General features: G+C 63.6%; 4 protein-coding genes. 2 read left to right on the top strand and 2 right to left on the bottom strand.

Going from position 1 to position 2,487, the window contains the following annotated elements; translation table 11 throughout:
* A partial coding sequence (locus tag BRAS3809_RS35290; protein WP_035659338.1) for a type II toxin-antitoxin system RelE/ParE family toxin occupies positions 1–261 on the top strand: 261 nt, incomplete at its 5' end.
* Positions 262–264: 3 nt separating this feature from the next.
* Positions 265–594 (top strand): addiction module antidote protein, encoded by a 330-nt coding sequence (locus BRAS3809_RS29460; protein ID WP_008965667.1) that lies wholly within the window; start codon positions 265–267, stop codon positions 592–594.
* 128 nt (positions 595–722) lie between these two features.
* On the opposite strand, the gene BRAS3809_RS29455 is transcribed toward BRAS3809_RS29460, so the two are convergent.
* Both BRAS3809_RS29455 and BRAS3809_RS29450 read right to left on the bottom strand, forming a co-directional pair.
* Positions 723–1,841: a cobalamin-independent methionine synthase II family protein gene (locus BRAS3809_RS29455; protein ID WP_008965666.1), complete on the bottom strand. Its 1,119-nt coding sequence runs from the start codon at positions 1,839–1,841 to the stop codon at positions 723–725.
* A gap of 349 nt (positions 1,842–2,190) precedes the next feature.
* Positions 2,191–2,487: ABC transporter ATP-binding protein (locus BRAS3809_RS29450; RefSeq protein ID WP_035659336.1), on the bottom strand; the 297-nt coding region annotated here is incomplete at its 5' end.

Raw genomic sequence — 2,487 nt, 5'->3', positions numbered from 1 at the left:
GAATGGCTCCTTGGTTTGCGAGATGCGAGAGCAAAGGCGCGTATTGCTGCCCGCATTGCTCGGGCCGAAGCTGGCAACTTCGGAGACAGCAAGCCTGTCGGTGGCGGCGTCTCCGAAATGCGGATTGATTATGGCCCCGGCTATCGCGTCTATTTTCACCAGAAAGGCAAGATATTGGTGATCCTGCTTTGCGGAGGTGACAAGAGCACCCAGCGTTCCGATATCCGGCGCGCTCAGGAATTGGCTGAGAGAGAGGAATAGCGAATGGCAACGACGCGCTTCGATGCCGCAGAATATCTTGCAGAGCCGGAGGCCCAAGCCGAATTCCTGGCGGCGGCGCTCGAGGATGGCACCGCTGATGACATCCGCGCTGCGATCAACACAATTGCCCGGGCACGCGGCATGTCAGAGGTCGCCAAGGCGACCGGCATCCGTCGCGAGCAGCTGTATCGGGCTCTTGGTGAAGACGGAAACCCGGAGTTCGCGACCATCCTGAAGGTGCTGCGCGCCCTCGGCGTGAAGCTCACCGCGGCGCCCCCCAAGGCGGCTCCGAAGCGGAAGAGCGCAAAGAAAACAAGTCGGCGGGCCGCTTAGTTCCTGACCGCTGCCGCCCACAGCGAAACCAAAGCCCTATCGGCGTGAATCGTCAGGTCTTCAAAACAGAAGGCCGGATCGGGATAAACCGATCCGGCCTGATCAGACGAGCATAGGTCGCGAGCCTGTTACTTCCCCCAGATCTCCTCGGCGAGCTCGACGCAGAGGCGCAGCTTGGCCCACTGCTCTTCCTCGGAGAGGATGTTGCCTTCCTCGGTCGAGGCGAAGCCGCATTGCGGGGACAGCGCGAGCTGGTCGAGCGGAGCGAACTTCGAGGCCTCTTCCAGGCGGCGCTTGATGTCGTCCTTCTTCTCGAGCTCGCCGACCTTCGAGGTGACGAGGCCGACGACGACGACCTTGTTGCCCTTCGGCAGGAAGCGCAGCGGCTCGAAGCCGCCGGCGCGCTCGCTGTCGTACTCCAGGAAGTAGCCGTCATAGTTGGTGTTGGCGAGCATGGTCTCGGCCACCGGCTCGTAGCCGCCCGAGGAGATCCAGGTCGAGCGGAAATTGCCGCGGCAGACATGGGTCGTGATGGTCATGTCGGCGGGACGCTCGGCGATCGCGTAGTTGATGATGCGCGAGTAGATCTGCTGCAGGCCGTCCGGATTGTCGCCGCGCTCCCTGGCCTTCTTCAGCTCGTCCTGCGAGCAGAGATAGGCCCACACGGTGTCGTCGAACTGCAGATAGCGGCAGCCCGCGTCGTAGAACGCCTTGACGGCCTTGCGGTAGGTCTTGCCGAGATCCTCGTAGAAGGCGTCGAGATCGGGATAGACCTCCTTGGAGATCGACTTGCGGCCGCCGCGGAAGTGCAGCACGGCCGGCGACGGGATCGTCATCTTCGCCGTCACATGCGCGGTGTCGGCATGCTTCTTGAGGAAGCGGAAGTGATCGAGCATCGGATGATCGTCGGGGAAATCCAGCTTGCCGATCACGCGCACCGCGTCGTGACGGGTCTGCACGCCGGTGAACTGGATGCCGGTATCCGGGTGGAACAGCTCGCAGCCGGTCAGCTTGGCGAGGAAGTCGAAATGCCACCAGGAGCGGCGGAACTCGCCGTCGGTCGCGAGCTTCAGGCCGGTCGAGGCCTGGCGATGCACGACCTTTTCGATCTCCATGTCCTCGATCTTGCGCAAATCGTCGGCGGAGATCTCCCCCTTCTCGAGCTTGGCGCGGGCCTCCTTGATCTTCGCCGGGCGCAGCAGGCTGCCGACTTCGTCGGCGCGGAAGGGGGGCTTGGTGCGTTGCATCTCTTCACTCCTTGGAATGGTCGACGTCTTGGATGTGGTTGTTGGACCGATCGATGATCGACTTGGACGTGCGCCCCCGGCCGGGGCACGCGCGTCCTTCGAAGCCAGGGCAAGCCCTACCTCGTATCCGATCAGTATACAATTCCGTTCCGCTCAGGATGATGCACCCTCGCGCATTCCGGACAGAGTTGCCGGCTCTATCCGACCAATACCGTTCATTCGGCCGTTTCCAGCCTGTGTCCGGCATGCCGGACGGTCATCCTCGGTTGCCGTTCCGGTATACAGAATAACTCAATTCCCTCAGCGGCGGGGCTTGCCGGAGCGCACGCCCATCCGGACACCGCCGAGGTCAATGCGCCGCGGCGCTCGCAACACCCAGATGCCGCTCCAGCGGCGCCGGGTCCGCCTTCAGGTCGCTCGATGGCGCGTCATGCACGATGGTGCCGCGCTCCAGGATGACGACGCGATCGGCCAGCGCAAGCAGCTTCTGGGCGTGCTGCTCGACGATGATCGAGCACAGCCCGCCGGCACGGCTGATGGTGCCGATCGCCGCCAGCAGCTCCTCGACGATGATCGGCGCCAGACCCTCGGTCGGCTCGTCCAGCAGCAGCACTTTGGGATTGAGCGTCAGCGCGCGGCCGATCGC

It is taken from the genome of Bradyrhizobium sp. STM 3809, from assembly GCF_000239795.1.
Lineage (GTDB): Bacteria > Pseudomonadota > Alphaproteobacteria > Rhizobiales > Xanthobacteraceae > Bradyrhizobium.
This window is presented reverse-complemented; position numbering and strand designations above follow the sequence as displayed.